This window comes from Acinetobacter sp. 251-1, assembly GCF_030329305.1.
Taxonomy (GTDB): Bacteria; Pseudomonadota; Gammaproteobacteria; order Pseudomonadales; family Moraxellaceae; genus Acinetobacter; species Acinetobacter piscicola_A.
Window position 1 is genome coordinate 38,859 of record NZ_JACANS010000001.1, and the last position, 16,568, is coordinate 55,426.

14 protein-coding genes and 1 tRNA gene are annotated in these 16,568 nt (G+C 35.6%); 6 read left to right on the forward strand and 9 right to left on the reverse strand.

From position 1 onward, the window contains the following. Positions 1 to 155: 155 nt before the first annotated feature. Entirely contained in the window at positions 156 to 1,331 is a 1,176-nt protein-coding gene (locus HX129_RS00195; RefSeq protein ID WP_130073006.1) for a S1C family serine protease, read from the reverse strand. Positions 1,332 to 1,625: 294 nt separating this feature from the next. Between HX129_RS00195 and HX129_RS00200 the strand changes: the two genes are divergently transcribed. Next, the gene (locus HX129_RS00200) at positions 1,626 to 2,384 is read left to right on the forward strand and encodes a Nif3-like dinuclear metal center hexameric protein (RefSeq protein WP_180046005.1); all 759 of its coding nucleotides are present in this window, start codon (positions 1,626 to 1,628) and stop codon (positions 2,382 to 2,384) included. Between the two features lie 216 nt (positions 2,385 to 2,600). Further along, entirely contained in the window at positions 2,601 to 3,227 is a 627-nt protein-coding gene (gene sodB, locus HX129_RS00205; protein ID WP_107007056.1) for a superoxide dismutase SodB, read from the forward strand. Between the two features lie 117 nt (positions 3,228 to 3,344). On the opposite strand, the gene HX129_RS00210 is transcribed toward sodB, so the two are convergent. The 4 genes from HX129_RS00210 to def all read right to left on the reverse strand — a co-directional run bounded on the left by HX129_RS00210 (position 3,345) and on the right by def (position 8,045). Further along, complete coding sequence (locus HX129_RS00210; protein ID WP_286435849.1) at positions 3,345 to 4,241, reverse strand: metal-dependent hydrolase; 897 nt, start codon at positions 4,239 to 4,241, stop codon at positions 3,345 to 3,347. A 541-nt stretch (positions 4,242 to 4,782) separates the two neighbouring features. Further along, entirely contained in the window at positions 4,783 to 6,897 is a 2,115-nt protein-coding gene (locus tag HX129_RS00215; protein ID WP_286435851.1) for a 3'-5' exonuclease, read from the reverse strand. Positions 6,898 to 7,155: 258 nt separating this feature from the next. Further along, a complete protein-coding gene (locus HX129_RS00220; protein WP_286435853.1) occupies positions 7,156 to 7,449 on the reverse strand; it encodes a cold shock domain-containing protein in 294 nt (97 codons plus the stop codon). A gap of 116 nt (positions 7,450 to 7,565) precedes the next feature. Next, the gene (gene def, locus HX129_RS00225; RefSeq protein ID WP_286435856.1) at positions 7,566 to 8,045 is read right to left on the reverse strand and encodes a peptide deformylase; all 480 of its coding nucleotides are present in this window, start codon (positions 8,043 to 8,045) and stop codon (positions 7,566 to 7,568) included. Positions 8,046 to 8,162: 117 nt separating this feature from the next. Between def and HX129_RS00230 the strand changes: the two genes are divergently transcribed. Beyond that, complete coding sequence (locus HX129_RS00230) at positions 8,163 to 8,366, forward strand: hypothetical protein (protein WP_130073012.1); 204 nt, start codon at positions 8,163 to 8,165, stop codon at positions 8,364 to 8,366. 254 nt (positions 8,367 to 8,620) lie between these two features. On the opposite strand, the gene HX129_RS00235 is transcribed toward HX129_RS00230, so the two are convergent. After that, positions 8,621 to 9,562, reverse strand: coding sequence for a GGDEF domain-containing protein (locus HX129_RS00235; protein ID WP_165353037.1), 942 nt, complete (start codon positions 9,560 to 9,562; stop codon positions 8,621 to 8,623). A gap of 310 nt (positions 9,563 to 9,872) precedes the next feature. Continuing rightward, positions 9,873 to 11,060: a 2-methylaconitate cis-trans isomerase PrpF gene (prpF, locus tag HX129_RS00240; protein WP_130073014.1), complete on the reverse strand. Its 1,188-nt coding sequence runs from the start codon at positions 11,058 to 11,060 to the stop codon at positions 9,873 to 9,875. A 333-nt stretch (positions 11,061 to 11,393) separates the two neighbouring features. Here prpF and HX129_RS00245 point away from each other — a divergent pair, with 333 nt between their 5' ends. Then, entirely contained in the window at positions 11,394 to 12,752 is a 1,359-nt protein-coding gene (locus tag HX129_RS00245) for an amino acid permease (protein WP_130073015.1), read from the forward strand. A 355-nt stretch (positions 12,753 to 13,107) separates the two neighbouring features. Beyond that, positions 13,108 to 13,183, forward strand: a tRNA-Arg gene (locus tag HX129_RS00250). A gap of 29 nt (positions 13,184 to 13,212) precedes the next feature. Here HX129_RS00250 and HX129_RS00255 read toward each other — a convergent pair. Beyond that, the gene (locus tag HX129_RS00255; RefSeq protein WP_286435860.1) at positions 13,213 to 13,605 is read right to left on the reverse strand and encodes a hypothetical protein; all 393 of its coding nucleotides are present in this window, start codon (positions 13,603 to 13,605) and stop codon (positions 13,213 to 13,215) included. Between the two features lie 634 nt (positions 13,606 to 14,239). Between HX129_RS00255 and HX129_RS00260 the strand changes: the two genes are divergently transcribed. Beyond that, on the forward strand, positions 14,240 to 15,616 hold the full coding sequence (locus HX129_RS00260) for a long-chain fatty acid transporter (protein ID WP_502872667.1): 1,377 nt from the start codon (positions 14,240 to 14,242) through the stop codon (positions 15,614 to 15,616). A gap of 82 nt (positions 15,617 to 15,698) precedes the next feature. Here the strand turns inward: HX129_RS00260 and HX129_RS00265 are convergent, their stop codons facing one another. Then, positions 15,699 to 16,313 (reverse strand): carbonic anhydrase, encoded by a 615-nt coding sequence (locus tag HX129_RS00265; RefSeq protein WP_130073018.1) that lies wholly within the window; start codon positions 16,311 to 16,313, stop codon positions 15,699 to 15,701. Between the last annotated feature and the right edge of the window lie 255 nt (positions 16,314 to 16,568).

Here is a 16,568-nt window from a genome sequence, read left to right on the forward strand (position 1 = left end):
ACGCGACATGTTTATTGCCATTTGAAATAAAAAATAATGCGAAAGTACAGTTAAATTTATGAACTCAATATGTCCTGATCGGTTAATCACTTTTTAACAGTACCAATTAAATGCAGTAAAAAGCCCTGAACTTTCAGGGCTTTAATATTTTTGAACTAACGTTTTGGTAAAGGGATAAACTGGGAATCATTTTGTTGGAATTGACGCTCGCCTACTTTTACATTCAGGTCTAATGTTTCTTGTCCACGAATCACTTCAACTTTAATTTCAGAATTAGGTGCTTGCAAAGCTACATAATTAATTAAATGTGATGTTGATGTAATTTCCTCATCATTGACTTTAACAATACGGTCACCAATTTTTAAACCTGCATTTGCAGCAGGACCATTCTTCAACACATCAGCCACTACAACGCCTGTTTGACGTGGCGCTAATACATCAGCCTGTGTTGGTGGAACTAAGCTAATTCCCAACCACCCACGAATGACACGACCATCTTTCAAAATTGAGTTTAAAATCTGTTGGCAAATTTTTGCAGGGATAGCAAAACCAATTCCCAATGAACCACCCGACTGTGAAAAAATAGCGGTATTCACCCCGATTAAATTACCTGAAACATCAATTAATGCTCCACCAGAATTACCGGGATTAATTGCAGCATCTGTTTGAATAAAGTCTTCGTAAGTATTAATCCCTAAGTCAGAACGACCTGTCGCCGAGATAATGCCTTGTGTAACAGTTTGCCCAACGCCAAAAGGATTACCTATCGCAAGAACAACATCACCGACTTCATTACCACTGAGTTTAAATGGCAATACTGGCAAATTTTCTAATTCGATTTTAATCACAGCCAAATCAGTATCTGGATCTGTACCAATGACTTTGGCTTCTGCACGGCGTCCATCTTGTAATGCAACCACAATTTGGTCAGCCTGTTCGATCACATGATTGTTCGTCAAAATATAACCATCAGGGCGAACGATCACACCTGAACCTAGGCTATTTTCATTTTGTCCTTGATTTTGTTCAGGAATTTGATTACCAAAAAACTCACGGAATGCTGGATCATTCAATAATGGATGATTCTGTTTTACTTTTTGCGTTGTAAAAATATTGACCACAGCTGGCGCTGCAACTTTGACCGCAGCATTATAAGAAACCACACCACCTGTACGTGACGTATTGACTAATGGCTCAACCTTTTCAGCTGGCATTTTTACACCATCTGCTGCAATGGGTGCTTTTGGTTGTTGTAATTTTTGCCATACGACAAAACTAATAATTACGAGGATGAGTAACACCCAAGGTAGCCATGTAAAGGTGCGGCGCACTTTTTCGCTCCTCTTCAAAATTTTTTAATTCATTGATGTGAAAGTATTTTCAATATTGTAATGCAATTCAACAAATAAACCTAAAAAACGCCAGGAGTTTTGTTCAGCTTTAGTTACAATTTAACAGATTAGTACCATATTACATATATTTAGTCTCTGTTGGTATTTCATATAATAAGCATTGTTATCGTAAACACAAAATAAATTCCTAGATCTTGCTGAATGCGATATGTTTAATATCATGTTAACACTGATTTTTTAAATACTTTCTTGATGTAAATAGATGAGAGCATTATGGTAAAATTATCTGACCTGATTCAGTGGTGTGACCGCACCTTAAAAACAGCTGAATTTAAAGACTATGCGCCCAACGGTTTACAGATCGAAGGCAAAGCCGAAGTTAAAAAGATTCTCTGTGCAGTGACCGCATCACAAGATGCAATTGATGCTGCAATTCACCAACAAGCTGACTTGTTATTGGTGCATCATGGCTATTTTTGGAAAGGTGAACCTTACCCGATTACAGGCATGCGTGGTAAACGAATCAAATCTTTGATCCAACATGATATTTCTCTTGTAGGTTATCATTTACCTCTAGACTCACATCCTATTTTAGGTAATAACGCTGCCATTGCTGATATTTTAGCATTAGAAAATATTGAAGCGCTTGACCCTAATGAACGCAATCCTATTGGTAATATTGGTTATTTAAAACAACCGATGTCTGCTGAAGCATTCAAAGCGGTATTAACTGAAAAACTGGGTTTCAATACCATTCATTTACCTGCAGCAAAAACCCAAATTCAAAAAGTTGGTTTTTGTACAGGGGGTGCACAAGACTATATTGAAAAAGCAGCAGCGCAAGCATGTGATGCTTATATTTCAGGTGAAGTTAGTGAGCGAACTTTCTATCAAGCACAAGAGTTAAATGTACATTATTTTGCCTGTGGACATCATGCCACTGAGCGTTATGGTGTGCAACGACTAGGCAAAGCTATTTCAGAACACTTCAATATTGAGTATAGTTATTTCGAATTAAATAATCCGATTTAATGGCGGTCGAAAAGTTAAATTTGCATGTTCATAAAAACATTCAAATGAAAAGCTTTTTTGCCAAAAATAATGGCTGTTTTTTAACATTTTCTTTATACGTATTAAATCGAAATAAATTGTGTATTGTTATTTAACATCCTGCACAATTATTCGTAGAATCTATTACAATAAAGCCACTTAATGTTAAAACCCAGCAAAATGCAAGGAATTTAAAACATGACAACCATTACTTTACCTGCGCTTCCATACGGTTATGATGACCTCGCTCCGCACATCAGCAAAGAAACTTTAGAGTTTCACCATGACAAACACCACAATACTTATGTTGTTAACTTAAACAACCTTATTGCTGGTACAGATCTTGAAGGTAAATCTTTAGAAGAAATCATCACTGCTGTTGCAGGCGATGCATCTAAAGCTGGTGTTTTCAATAACGCTGCTCAAGTTTGGAACCACACGTTCTACTGGAACTGTATGGCTAAAAATGGTGGCGGTAAAGCAACTGGTGCTTTAGCTGCTAAAATTGATGAAGCTTTCGGTTCTTATGAAAAATTTGCTGAAGAATTTGCTGCTGCTGCAACAACTCAATTTGGTTCAGGTTGGGCTTGGTTAGTTGCTGACAAAGTAAATGGCGACCTTTCTATCCTTAAAACTTCAAACGCTGATACTCCACTTGCTCATGGTAAAGTTGCTGTACTCACAATTGACGTTTGGGAACATGCTTATTACATCGACTTCCGTAATGCACGTCCTAAATATATCTCTACTTTCTTAGAAAGCTTAGTGAACTGGGACTATGCAAATGCTAAATATGCTGGTCAAGAAGCTGGTGTAGAAAAATAATTTACTTTTTATAACGTAAATAAAAAGCCAGTCAGTGCAAACCGACTGGCTTTTTTAATGCGTTTTATATTTAAATACAACTCACGCAAAACCTACAAAATGTTTTCTATCGGTTTTTTAACTTATTGCTACTTTTTTATTTTTTACGGATTCATCTGCTAGTTTATAAATCAGATCTTGCATTGCCAACATTTTGTCACGATTTGCATTATCCCATGGATGGAAATTTGGACGGAAATAATCAATATAATTGCCCAATTGTTTTCTTAAAGCACCCACTTCTCCAAACGTATATTTGTACGCCTTACGCCAACTTGAAAGATCTGTCAGCTTTTTCTCATCTATCACAATCTTCGTAAAAACTGGGAGTACAAGTCCCCAAAATACAATCGTTGCAAGTACTAAACCTAAACTACGAACTGCGTAGGCATAAGGTCCATGCCCCATTGCAGTATTCCATACATCGAAAGCAACGGCTTTATGTTCAGTTTCTTCAAAAGCATGCCAACGCCAAATATTGGCATAATTTTCTTCAGCTCCATCAAATAGTTCAGGAATTTGCAGCACAGAATCTGCCAATAGTGCAGTAAAATGTTCTAGTGCAATGGTAGAACTCAACCAAAAATACTCAGGGGTATGTTTTTTAATTAAACCAAACAGATCTAAAACAAAAGCTTCAAATTTTGGTGCAATACTATTTCGCTCGAACAGCGCACTATTATATTCTTCATGCTCACGACCATGCATGGCTTCTTGACCAATAAAAGCCGTCACCGCTTTTTGTAAATCAGGGTCTTGCACGAGATCTCGATGTGCACGTACCGCATCAATAAAGAACCGCTCACCTATCGGTAAAACAATTGAAAATGTATTTAACAATGCGGTAAAAATAGGCCCCGCAGATGTATGCCAGTCTGCAATACGGTTAGCAGGTAAAGCAAAATGAATATCACGGCGAATAGGTAAAGGTTCGTGATAAACAGTCGATTTAATCAATTTCTGTAAAATGCCCATAGCTTCATCCTATCTGTACTTATTTGAATTAACATGATGTCCTTAACAAAATTGTCCCCTTATGGATACTATTCGCTATGTCATTTCAACTCATTTCCATATCATCGCAGCCCTAATGCAGGACGATTAAGCAAGAAAATTTAATCTAATCAAGCAAACATGCTCATCAGCAATTCACCATGTACATGTATAAGTAGAAAAAAGTTTATATAGTAAAATTTAGAGCTAAAAATAATTTAAACCATCAAAAAAATATAACGCATATTTCAGAGATAGAAAAAACAATAAAATTTGACATTTCTATACCTCTATATGATTTTAATTCAGCATGACAGCCTATCTGCCATTCCATCAATCAACGAGAAATTAAGCATAGGTCGGTTTAAATTAGCTTGATGAAACTGTGCAATTTTTGATGGCGGATTAAAAAGCAAAGAGAACGACCGTGCTTTTACCATCCTGCAAAAACACGTCAATCTCTTTTTTGAGTGATTTCTTTTTATTTTATTGAAAATTATAGGAATTTTATAAAAAATCAAAATCACTCTATTAACCTTAATTTTTTTAGCCTCGCCCGAATTCCACCTTGTTTACGGTTGTGTCGTTGGGCAATTTCTTTAATCGACAAATTTTCATCCATAAAAGCATCAATCAATCGAACTTCTTCATCTTCGGTCCACTTCTGCCCAATCATTGAATCATCCATTTTTTCTGTTTTAGGCTCAGAATTCACTTCCTCAACTTGACCAATGCTGACTTCAATTGAGCACTCTCGAATCTCAAGCAAATGCGTAGTTTGTTCATAAATCTCTTTTACATCGGCTAGAAAACCTTTATTTTCACAGCCAAGTAGAAACAATTTATTCTGTGCGCGTGTCATGCCCACATAAGCCAATTTACGTTCTGAGTCCAAATCACGGTTTTCACCGATACGAGGCATATAATCTAAACCCACAAAGAATACATGGGTAAACTCCAAACCTTTTGATGATTCCACATTCATCACTTTCAGTGAGTTTTTATGTAAATCTAAAGCTTTTTTATCAGCGCTGCTAAAAATAAAATCTACCGCTACATCTGAAATATAAGCACTTAACTTTAACTTTAATTCACCCACAAACCCATCATATTCAGCAGATTTCGCCTGTAATATTGCAATATCTCGTGGCTCAACTCCTGATTTCAATAACTGACGAATTTTTCGCGCAATCAAATCTGCCAAATGACGTACATCATTTTCATGATAAATACTTGGATAATCTCCTGTTTTGCACTCACCTGTATCAGGGTCTAACACACGGTCATATTCATCATTATTTTGTAAACTATCCAATGCCTTAGGATTTAAAAATGCTTTGGCTATATCTAGAATTTCTTTGGTATTGCGGTAGCATTTGTACAATTCAACTGGTTTTTTACCTTGTACCTGTAAACCGACAGAACGCCAACTCGGTTTTTTACGATTAAAAATATTTTGCGCAGGATCATAGCAAAACAAAATATTATTGGTTTCAGTTTTAACGAGTTGAGATAAACCAATTATCCATTCCTGCGCAAAATCCTGCCCTTCATCAATTAAGATCGCATCATATAAGTCTTGTTGAGCTAATTTTTTTTGCTCCAAATAATCTAATAAAATCTGTCCAACACGACTATTATAATCCGCTTGCTTTTCATTCACTAACATTGACAAATTGGCATGGGTTATTGTCTTAACAAGGCTATGAAAATTGAATACATGAATCTTTTCATTGAATTCATCACCAAACATTTGTCTTAAATGATTGCAAAGTGAATTGTTATAACAAACCACTAAAATTTTATATTCAGGATAAATCGTTTTTAAATATTTTGCTCTACAAGCTAAAACCAGTGTTTTACCACTTCCCGCGACACCTTTTAAAATACGATGTCCATCACCGATATTTTTAGCAATGGATTCTTGTGATAAATCAAGTGCTTTTGCATCTTGCGGTTCAACTGAAAATAACTCCTCCTGGGTAAATTCATTTACACGAATTTCAGGAAAAATCATATAACGTAAAAATTTTTCTTCAGCATAACTCAATGCTTTAAATGAAAATGACACCCCTTTAAATGCATCAATTAATTTATTTTTAAAGGTTTTATTTTCAGCAACCAAACGTAAATCATCTTTAAAAATGGTTTTATGTGCTGTTGAAATCGAAGCTAAAGTCAAACCAATGGCATCTGCATCCTCTTGTTTTAACTCGGTATAAATAACACAACTGCTGATTGGAAATTTTAAATTACCTTGATAATGTCCCTCTTGTTGTAGAAAAATTGCTGCTTTCTTAAACTCATGCAAAATATTCAACATGCACTTACGTACTTGGCTTTCAGGGTTTTTCACTGCAACAATTTTTTGTTGATTATGATGATAAAAACGCCCTGTAAAAGTATCAGGATTCAAGGTTTCAAAACGCTCTTTTGACCAATCTTTGACTTCAATGACCAATAAACCATGTTCAGGTAACCAAACAATAAAATCGGTATAGCGATTTAATGCTTTAGGTTCATACCAAATGATGGCATTTTCATTCTGAAAAACATGTTCAAGCAACTGATAAACCTTGCGTTCCCCACTCGTTGCAGATTTTAATTGTTGTATACTCGGAGGAATCAGTTCAGCCACGTGGATCTTTACTCTTGGTTAAAATTTCATTTATAAATTATATTCATTTCTATCAAATATATCAAAATTTAAACAAAAAATTCAATCGCTTATATAAACCCAATCATTTATTCGGTTTCAATTCAAAAATAATAAAAAATCATCATATCGATCAATCATTCAAAAAGTGAATCAATCTCTATTTTTCTACTTTCAACATACTTTAAGATTACTCCCAAATACTTTTACAGCAAAGCATTGGGAGTCATCTATCTCAGATCACTTTCTAAAATTAGACAGCAAAGTATTGGTAATCGCTTCATTATGCTTCACTACTTTGGTTTTTTTCGCTTTTGCTGATTGATCTTCTAGACGTTCAATTTTGATTGCACGTGGCTTACCACCATTATCCACAACAATAAACTTCACACGTTCATTACGCTTCGGTTCACCATCTGCCAATGGAAAATCGGAAATATGAAAGAAAATATCCTGACCCATTCCACCAATAAAACCAAAACCTTTATCGGCATGGTATTGCTTAATTTTGCCTTGTTGAAATTCAGCTTTCATCTAGATTCTCATCATCTCTTACAATTACACCATTATACGCATCTTGAAAAATGATCAGAGAAAATAATGCAAATACTCATCCCAATCAGGCATTTTTTAGCAACAAAGCATATTTTTTAAAGTCGATCGACAAATAAAATGCCATTTAAATGATCAATTTCATGTTGCACAATGCGTGCTGGAAAACCAGAAAATGTTGTTTCAACCACTTCGCCCTGCAAACTCATATAACGTACTCGAATATGTTCTGCACGTGCGACTTGTCCACGTTCATCGGGCACACTCAAACAGCCTTCCTCCCCCAAAGTCTTTTCATCAGACATAGATAAAATCTCTGGGTTCACCATCACCACAGCAGCCATTTCAGGCGCATCAGGATAACGTGGATTTGGACGAGATGCCACAATGATGATTCTTTTGGATATATATACTTGTGGTGCTGCAATGCCCACACCATTTCTATGTAACATCGTCATATGTAACGCCGCAGCCAACTGTTGCAACCATTCACTGCCAAATTCAGTTTGAGCCACAGGCACAGCAACAAACGTTAAAACCGCTTCTCCACGTTGTGCTACAGGTAAAATCACCGACATAAATTTTCTCTTGTTTTAAATTGCAATCTTCTTGATGGGATACTTTTTTAACATCGATTAAGTATAGCTTCAGTTAACCACGTCATACTGATTTTTTCAGCAAAGCATAGCAAGAACATGAATGTCAGCGCTTTATTATTAGGCACGCTATTTGGCTCAATAGGCTTAGGCTATTTTATTTATGGTAAAAAACAGCATCACACAATCGCCTTAATATGTGGTCTTGCATTGATGATTTATCCCTATTTTTTTGAAAATACAACGTCACTGATTGTGATTGGCATACTACTCATGGCACTGCCCAAATGGGTGAAAATCTAGCACTTAACTCAGCTTAACTATGGTTTTGCTGGATCAATACCTCGTGCTGTTCAAAGTCACTGCTGATGCTTTTCATTTTCTGCTACAACATCAAATAAGACACACTTTAAAAACCAATACAGCTCTATTTTGATTAAAAAAATAGAGTTGGCTTTTGCTTTATACTTTTAATTATTGTGGCTAAGATCATATTTACCTGTCATAGAATACAAAATATATTTCCTAAGCTCTCTCAAACTTACGAAATCCATGACCTAACCCTGTAAAACATAAATTGAGTTTTTACCTTGAGATTTTGCCTGCTGCACAGCGAAATCTAACTGCTGTAAAATATCATGCTGCTGAAAAGGTGTTGCTAAATGATAAATTCCCACTGAAGCAGTCAATAGATCCTGATCCTGAAGTATGATTTTTTCCTGAGAAATTTTCATTTTCAAACGTTCAGCCAAAGTAAATACAGCCCATTGTGTCATTTCCTTAATCACAACCACAAAACTGGCTGAATTTAACCGAAAAATACGGCTATAATCAGGATTAAGCTCATCATTCAAGATTGTGCCAATTTGCATTAAAACCTGATCACCTTGTGTATAGCTATGAATTTGATTAAATTTTTTAAATTGATCTAAATCTATTTTCAAAAATGCATATGTATATTGAACGTTATTCACAATGTTTTCTTGAATAAACTGATCCAATGCCATTTTATTGGGTAAACCCGTAATTTGATCAATAAATAGATGATCATGCAATTTTTGATTATTTAAAATCAAAACTTTCTCACGGCGTTTTAAACGAGTCACATCGGCACAAATTAAAATTATCGCCTGTACGGCATGCTCAGCGTCATAAATGGCTTTGAAATAAGACAAATAAAAACGCCCTTGTGAATAGAACTCAAAGTCTGCTTGCGTTTCTATATCTTGAATTTTTTCAATTGCCAACAAAAAATGTGCATGTACAACGGTTGAGCAAGTGCTTAAAAATTTTCCATTTAAAAATAATGCATCACTTTGAAAAATATCGGCAAAAAGTTGGTTTACTCCAATTAAACGCGAGTCAGGTTCTAAAATCGCTACAGGTAATGGAAGTTTTGAAATCAAGGAGACTAAATCTAATTTTTCAACATTTTTTAACGTCTGGATCAAGTCCTCATCTGAAAGTATTGTGCTCAAATGAGACTGTTCACTTTCCATACCGTACCCCATGATAGTCGTATATATCACTATTTATTTGTTGATTTTGCTGAAATTAATATCATCAACATTATATCCGATGTGTTGCTTTAAACATCTATATATAAAAATAAAGGTTTAAATGTTAATACAATGATGAGATTAAAATATATAAGAGCTTGAATGCGGCATATTATAATTTTTTATGATTTAAAAATATATGTAATTTTTAAAAAGATTAAAAAATAATCAAAAAATTAGATAGTCATCGAAAAAAATCCCCAATTACTCATTGGTAATTAGGGACAGTTCAGTGTTTAATTTACAGAAATTAGAAGCTATCTGCAGGAATACGTACCCAACCTTCCATTAATACACGTGCGCTGCGACTCATAATGGCTTTTTTTACTACCCATTGTCCATTTTCTAGCAATGCCTGTGCGCCTACACGTAAAGTCCCAGACGGATGACCAAAACGTACTGCTTCACGCTCACCACCACCTGCTGCCAAATTCACCAAAGTGTCAGGAATCGCTGCAGCCGTACCAATTGCAACAGCAGCCGTCCCCATCATGGCATGGTGAAGTTTCCCCATCGATAATGCACGAACGAGTAAATCTGTATCTGCCTCAGTTACCTGTTTACCACTTGATGCTGTATAGGCTTTCGGTTTTGAGACAAATGCAACTTTAGGTGTATGTTGACGATTGGCAGCTTCACTAACATCTTGAATGAGCCCCATTTTCAATGCCCCATAAGCACGAATTTTTTCAAAACGTGCCAATGCTGCGGCATCACCATTGATCGCTTCTTGTAGCTCTGTACCTTGATAACCAATATCTTCAGCATTTAAGAAAATCGTTGGAATCCCTGCATTGATCAATGTTGCTTGGAAAGTGCCGACTTCAGGTACATCCAATGTATCAACGACATTGCCTGTAGGGAACATTGCACCACCATCCTCACCATCATCAGCAGGATCTAAAAATTCAATTTGCACTTCCGCTGCAGGAAAAGTCACCCCATCTAACTCAAAGTCACCAGTCTCTTGTACTTGTCCATCAGTTATTGGCACATGGGCAATAATGGTTTTTTGAATATTTACCTGCCAAATACGTACAGTACACATACCATTTTCAGGAATACGTTCCGCACTGACCAAACCATTAGAAATCGCAAATGATCCTACAGCTGCTGTTAGGTTACCGCAGTTACCGCTCCAATCTACAAAGGCTTTATCAATCGAGACTTGCCCAAATAAATAATCCACATCATGTTCAGGTTGTGTACTTTTAGACAGAATGACGGTTTTACTCGTACTTGATGTTGCACCACCCATACCATCAATTTGTTTACCATATGGGTCTGGACTACCAATAACACGAAGCAACATTTGATCACGTGCTTCGCCTGCACTTTGCGCACGTTCAGGCAAATCATCTAATTTAAAGAATACGCCTTTACTGGTACCACCACGCATATATGTTGCAGGTATTTTGATCTGGGGTGCAGAGCTCATTTATCGCTTTCCTTTTCGTTTATCTTTTATTGTCGCATAATCATGATTTCAAATAGTGAATCATAATTCAGTTTAATTTTACCCATTTTTTATAAAAATGCACAGAAGCATTGACTTAAGTCTTAAAGCCAAATGCAAATTATGCTGAAATATTAAACAAAACCAAAAGCATTCATTTGTGTTTAATATTTTTTATTTATATGAAATATAAATAAATTTATTTGCTACATTCCATTTTTAATCTTAAGCGTCAGCATATTCATTCAACACATACTAGGCTTAAAGTTACCAATCATTTACAATCAATTTAATCTATATACCGAGTTGTAAACATTGAGCAACGAGTCTACCCATTTAAAACGTGGACTTAAAAATAGACATATCCAATTGATTGCCATGGGTGGTGCAATTGGTACGGGACTATTTTTAGGTTCTGCAGATGTCATCAAGTCTGCTGGTCCATCCATTATTCTCGGTTATGCCATTGGCGGTTTAATTGCATTTCTGATTATGCGCCAACTCGGTGAAATGATCGTAGAAGAACCTGTCGCTGGCTCATTCAGTCATTTTGCTTATAAATATTGGGGCAAATTTCCAGGCTTTTTAGCAGGCTGGAACTATTGGATCTTGTATATTTTAGTTGCTATGTCTGAACTGACAGCTGCTGCAAAATATGTCAATTTTTGGTGGCCCCATATACCAGCATGGACCACGGTTTTGGTCTTTTTTGTTGCGATTACTGCGATCAATTTGGCCAACGTCAAATTTTACGGTGAATCTGAGTTTTGGTTATCCATTATTAAAGTCACCGCCATTATTGCGATGATTATCTTTGGTTTATACCTCATTTTTACCGCAGATCCGAGCGCAGGTTTTGGCTTTAGTAATCTTTGGTCACATGGCGGTTTCTTCCCACATGGCTTTGAAGGTTTATTTTTAATGCTTGCCTTCTTGATGTTTGCCTTTGGTGGTATTGAACTGATTGGTATGGCAGCTGCCGAAGCTAAAGATCCTGAAAAAACCATTCCAAAAGCAATTAATCAGATTATTCCTCGTATTTTGATTTTCTATATTGGTTCGATTGCAATTTTGCTTTCTCTTGTGCCTTGGGATCAATTCACAGGTGGTAGTTTAGACAAAAGCCCATTTGTGATGGTCTTTAGTTTAATTGGTATTGCTTGGGCTGCGAATTTGGTGAATTTTATTATTCTTACTGCTGCACTCTCTGTTTATAACAGTGGGATGTATGCCAACAGTCGTATGCTGTATGGCTTAGCGGAACAAGGCAATGCACCCAAAGTATTTAAACAAGTCAACAAACAAGGCGTGCCAATTCCTGCAGTACTCTTCTCAGCTTTACTGATTTTTGGCTGTGTCTTATTGAACTACTTCGTTCCTGAAGATGCACTAGGACATTTGATTTACATTGTGGTCGGTGCTTTGGTACTGAACTGGGCAATGATCAGCTTGACACATTTAAAATTCAAACAAGCTATGAAGAAAACAGGTCAAGTCTCTAAATTTCCTGCGTTATGGTCGCCTGTCAGCAATATTCTTGTTTTAGTTTTTATTGCTATGGTGCTTGGCATTATGTGGAAAGTTGGCTTTAAAGAGTCAGTGTTAATGATTCCAATTTGGATTGTATTGATGTTTGGTCTTTATAAAATGTTGAATAAAAACATGCCGCAATAAAGCAGTTAAAATTTTGTTTTAATGGATTTTATTTCAAATACAATTCAATTAAAACAGCGAAAATCAAGTTCCGTAAGAGATATGTGTAGCTCACACATATCTCTTTTTTATTAAATGAAAGATTAAACAGCTAACCATCGCCGCTCTTGGCGCTTAGCAAAATGTCATATTCAAACTGCACAATGATAAATCAGATCAATATCTTCACTTTCGATGATTTAAAATTCATTGCTTCAAGCTATTCATCTTAAAGCTATTTTTTATACAAATCATACTAAACTTGTCCAATTATTCATCACCCACCTACTCAGCACTTTATGTTTAAATATTTTTCTATTACATTAGTGCCCACTATGCGCCCTTAGCTTAACTGGATAGAGCAGTTGCCTCCTAAGCGACCGACGTGGGTTCGAGTCCCGCAGAGCGCACCACCAAGCAATACATATAACTTCAAATCTATTTAATTTTTCAAACTAAAGGTTTTACGGTAAGCATTTTTTATTCTTTTATTATGCTGATCTAAAAGAGAATACTCTACTTCAACATCTGCTACTGTCTCATACAAGGTTACCGTTGAATTCAGTGGAATAAATGCATCAGGCACAATCAATAATGGAGCAAATTGTTCCGATGTTTTATTCACCATATTTATAACTTCTGCTTCTGTTAAAATATGCTTGACTATGTCAGAGGGACGAATAAACACCTGAATATTTCGATCTAACTTTTGACCATCTTTTACCGTCACCATAATATGTTCAGGCTTCAAATTTTCCGCACTTTGTCGTAACTTTCTTTCGTTCATTTGGCTTTGGTCTTGAGTATTATTATGACATGCTGTAATCAAAAGCATGCAAATCCTCATTCCAACTTTATGCATTGTTATATCCTAAAAATTTTTCTGTTATTTTTATAGCAAGTTTATATGCACATCCTGATCAAAATCAGTCAGTACAACATCATGAAATTGTTAACAGGATCAACAATCTATCATTTTGGTCAATTATAGCTTTTATTAATATCAGTATAAAATCCAAAAATAGACTTGATTTTTATTCCAATAATTTTACAGTTCACCGATATTCAAAATTGAGTTGATTTTTTAAAAGTCCGATTTTTCATCATTAAAACATTCAACTTTACATTCATCGCAAAGCCAAATAACAAGTATAAGAAATTGATATATATTAAATTATTTTTTTAAAGCACAAATAATAAACTATACCGTTTACACTTTTTTCACTTTTTCAATTCCTAGAGTATTTACTCTTATTTTTTATATGTTATTTTGTAAAAAGAAGTAAATTTCAAACACTATTTGTAAATTACAAATATTCTAAGTTTTGTTTACAAATGCTTCAAACCATTCATTTTATGGCTAGGGAAAAACTAAAATGAAATTAAAAACGTTAACAACTGCAATTTTATTTGCAACAGTACCTGCAACAAGTGTTTTTGCTGCAGCATTAGATCGATCTGGTCAATCGATGTCTGCTTTTTTACAGCCTAATAACTATTTTGAAGCTGGTATTTCTGTTTTAGACCCAACGGTTGAGGGACGTGAGGCTGGAACAAGTGAAACACGCCGTGATATTGAAGATATGGGTGAGGATTATTATTTTCCATCTGCAGCGTTGAAACTTCAACTTACAGACAATATTTCTTTTGGTCTTTTATATGATCAACCTTTTGGTGCAGATGCGAAATATCATGGAAGTAATATTTTCGTTTCAAATCCAGGAGTAGATACTGTACTACCTCAAAATAAATTAGATGCTTTGGCTGCTGCAGGAAAAGCAAAAGTACAAGCCTATATGCAATCTGATGCAGCGAAACAAGCAATTGGTGGTTTAATGCAACAAGGCTTAAGCCAAGCTGATGCAACACAAGCTGTATTAGCAGAAGCAAGTAAACCTCTTGTTGCTTTGGCAAAAGGTTTAGCTGATGCAAATGCAAATCTAGGTACAGGTAGTACTCAAGTTGAAGTTGATACTCAAAACTTATCCTTAGTTTTTGGTTTCCAACCTACTAAAAATATCAACCTTTATGGTGGTGCTGCTTACCAAACCATTAAAGGTAATGTAAGCCTACGTGGTACAGCATATAGTCTTTATAATGGTTATGATGCATCTATCAAGCAAACAAGCGGTGTAGGTTGGTTAGCGGGTGCTGCATATCAAATTCCTGAAATTGCCTTAAAAGCTTCGGTTACCTATCGTTCAGAAATCGACCATGATGTAAATGCTGTTGAAACACTTTCAGTGGAAAGTGCTTTTGATCGTAATCCTGCAGTTTTAGCAGGTTTAGGAGTAACAAAAGAACAAATCGCTGCCATGAAATCTGATGGTAAGACTAAAATTACCACACCACAATCAGTCAATTTAGATTTACAAACAGGCATCATGGCAGATACCGTTGCTTTTGCTAATATTCGTTGGGTGAATTGGAAAGATTTCTCTATTCAACCTTATAAGTTTGGTAAAGTTTCTGAAGCAATTGGTAGTTTAGTCAATCGTCCAAATGGCTTTAACCTTGTTGAATATTCTGATGATCAATGGTCTGTTAACGCAGGTGTAGGTCGTAAACTCAATGACAAATGGGCAGGTAATGTCTCTGTAGGTTGGGACTCAGGTGCAGGAGACCCTGTCTCTACACTTGGTCCAACAGAAGGCTATTGGAATGTGGGTCTAGGTGTTCAATATAGTCCTACACCTGCAACCTTTATCGCTGGTGGTGTAAAATATTTCTGGTTAGGCGATGCTAAAGCGCAAACAGGTGCTCAAGCAGGCGGTAGCGATTATGTTGCTGAATTCTCAGATAACAATGCCATCGCTTATGGTTTAAAATTAGGTTATAAATTCTAAGAACTTAACTCTATAGAAAATCCCACATCATTGTGGGATTTTTTATTTCGACGCTCAGAATAGACTTAAAGAATTTCTAAACTCAAAAGTCATAAAATAAAACTTCACCTGTTTCAAGTGAATATTCTGCGCCAACAACTTTTAACTTCCCTTTTGCGATCAGACTTTCAAGCACTGCTGAACCATGTCTTAACTGATTTACAGAAGCAAATACATTTGATTTCACGGCATGCATAGATAACTTTTCAAGGTCATCTTTTAATTCAGTTTGCATCAAAATTTCAACAGAAGGACGTACACGATTCACAATCGACATGAGGTTTGCAGAAGGTGGTGTATTCGGATTTTTAAGTGCTTCTATCGTTGAATGAATTGCACCACAATGGCTATGTCCAAGCACAATGACCAAAGGACAACCAAAACTTTCTGCAGCAAACTCCACACTACCTACTTGTGATGGTGCAACAATATTTCCTGCAACACGAATTACAAATAAATCACCAAAACCTTGGTCAAAAACCATCTCCGCAGGAACACGTGAATCTGAACATCCTAAAATAATGGCAAAAGGTTCCTGACTACCTACCATCTCTGTGCGCTGTTGATGTGTTAAAAACTTATTATGGTTTGTTTCACCGTGTGCAAAGCGTTCATTACCCTGTTTCAATCTTTCTAAAGCTTCTTGAGCAGTTAGCATGTGTCATCAGTTCCATTGGGTGAAGATAAAGTTAATTTTAATACTGTCAATTTTGATTGTCACTGACTAAAAATAAACTCTGTTACAATTTAAGTTAAATGTTATTTTTTCATTCAAATTTCTCTTTATTGTTTAATTAATCTACACAATATAGAGATAATATGAATAAGTAGACATTTTCAAACTCAAAAAAGTTTATTTAATAAACAAAAACCAATAATAACCAACGTTTTATGCAAAATATACCTACATTTT